Genomic DNA, 1,945 nt, shown 5'->3' with positions numbered 1-1,945 from the left:
GAGGGCCCGGGTCCAGCGGTCGGCGCCGCGCGGCAGTACCGAGGCGCCGGGCGCGTCCCGCTCCGGGGAGAGGGCGGCCCCGCCGGGCCGGAGCGTGAGCCGGGCGGTGGAGGTGTCGGCGGGGGAGGAGAGCAAACCGGCCGGGTAGGTGGTGAGTTCACGCGAGACCGACTTCCGCGGCACGTCGGACCGGCTCAGCGTCATCCGGTCGCCCCGCGCCGTGATCTCCCGCCACCCCGGCCCGGAGGACACCCCGGCGCTGTGGAAGCCCACGCTCACCGTCACGCCCTCGGGCAGCGGCGCCGACTCCGCGCACTCCAGCCGCAGGGTGTCCAGCCCCGCCTGCCCCGGCCGCAGCTCGGCCCGCGCGGCCGAGACCGTGAGGGTGATCCGGCGCCCGCCCACGGTGACCTCGCTGCCCCGCGCCGCCTCGGCACAGCGCACCTCGGCCCACCGGGCGGTGCCGAGCCGGGCCAGGTCCGGCTTGGCCTGGGTCGCCGGGATCTCCGCCAGGTCCTCGACGTGGGTGACGTGGAGCGTGCCGGGGGCGGCGACCAGTCCGTCGTACCGGTTGACGGTGAAGTTGCCCAGGGGATGCGCGTCCGCCGCCGGGGCGGAGCCGAGCAGCACGGCGCAGGCGCCGGCGAAGACGGCGAGGGAACGGCGGAGTCTCACTTGGCCGCCTCCAGTGCCGTGCGGGCGTCGGCGGCACCGAGCGGGGAGAAGCCGGGGTTCAGCTTCAGTGCCGCCGCCAGCGAGGCCCGGCCCTCCTTCGTGTGTCCGGTGGCGAGTTCGACGACGCCCCGGTGGTAGAGGAAGGACGCGTTGCGGTAGCCGGTGGCGGTGGCCTCGCGGGCGTGCGCGAGGGCCTCCGTGTCCTGGCCGTTGACGTGCAGCGCCCAGGCGAGGGCGTCGGCCGTGTGGACGGTGTGCCGGCGGGCCCACTCGGCGCGGGCCGCGCGCAGGGCGGCCGCCTTGTCCCCGTGGTCGGCGGCGGCCAGCGCGGTGTCGAGGTCGGCGTCTACGCCGTTCGCACGGGCGAGCGCGATCCACGCCTGGACGAGGGTGTACTGCCGGCGGGCCTTCTCCCGGTCACCCGCGCCGCCGCGCGCCTCGTACAGCTCCCCGAGCGCGACCAGCGAGGTGGGCAGCGGGGCACGGGCGACGACCGCCTCGAGCCCCTTGACGGCGGCGGCCTGTCGCCCGCTCGCCGCCTGGGCGCGGGCCCGGCCCTCCAGCGCGGGGAGATAGCTGTCGTCGGCGGCCAGGGCGCGGGCGTACTGGGTGAGCGCGGTCTTGTAATCGCCCTGGTTCCAGGCGAGTTGGCCGAGCTGGGCGGCCACGTAGGCGATGTCGCCCGGGGAGGTCGCGCCGGTGAGGGCCTGCTGGAGGACGCGCCGGGCCGTGGTGACGTCACCGCGCAGCTCGTGCACGTAGGCGTACCGGGTGAAGACGGGGATGCCGGGCTTGCGGGCGTCGGCGGTGTCGGCGGCGCGTGCCGCCTCGGCGTACCGGCCGAGTTCGACCAGGGCGTCGATGCGGGAGCACAGGGCGCGTTCGTCGTAGGGGTTGTGCTTCAGCACGCGGTCCGCGTCGGCGAGGGCGCCGGTGAAGTCGTGGCGGGCCGCGGCGAGAGCGGCCTGTCCGGCCACCGCCCTGTCGTTGCCGGGGGCGAGAGCGAGGGAGCGGCGGAGGGCGGCCTGCGCCTGCGGGTAGCGGGCCGGGTCGCCCTTGGTGCGGGCCTGTTCCACATAGGCCAGGCCGAGGGTGGCCCAGCCGTCGTGGTCCTTCGGCTGCGCCTTCAGGTGGGTCTGGAGCGCGGCTACGGCCGCGTCCGGGTCGGCGCCCGCGAGTGCGCCGGGGTCCATAGCGGCGGAGGCGGCGGCCGGAGCGGCCCGCGCCCCGTCCCGCGCGGTCCCGAAGGCGACCGCGCCACCGGTCAGCG

At 77.2% G+C, this 1,945-nt stretch carries 1 protein-coding gene and 1 pseudogene; both read right to left on the bottom strand.

What is annotated here, in order from left to right; genetic code table 11:
* A pseudogene (locus GT030_RS15915) lies at positions 1-675 on the bottom strand (nickel transporter); the annotation flags it as partial.
* Positions 672-1,943, bottom strand: coding sequence for a tetratricopeptide repeat protein (locus GT030_RS15910; protein WP_237522494.1), 1,272 nt, complete (start codon positions 1,941-1,943; stop codon positions 672-674). The pseudogene GT030_RS15915 and the gene GT030_RS15910, both read right to left, overlap by 4 nt.
* Between the last annotated feature and the right edge of the window lie 2 nt (positions 1,944-1,945).

The sequence above is a fragment of the Streptomyces sp. SID1328 genome, from assembly GCF_009865595.1.
In the GTDB taxonomy this organism is placed as follows: domain Bacteria; phylum Actinomycetota; class Actinomycetes; order Streptomycetales; family Streptomycetaceae; genus Streptomyces; species Streptomyces griseoluteus.
This window is presented reverse-complemented; position numbering and strand designations above follow the sequence as displayed.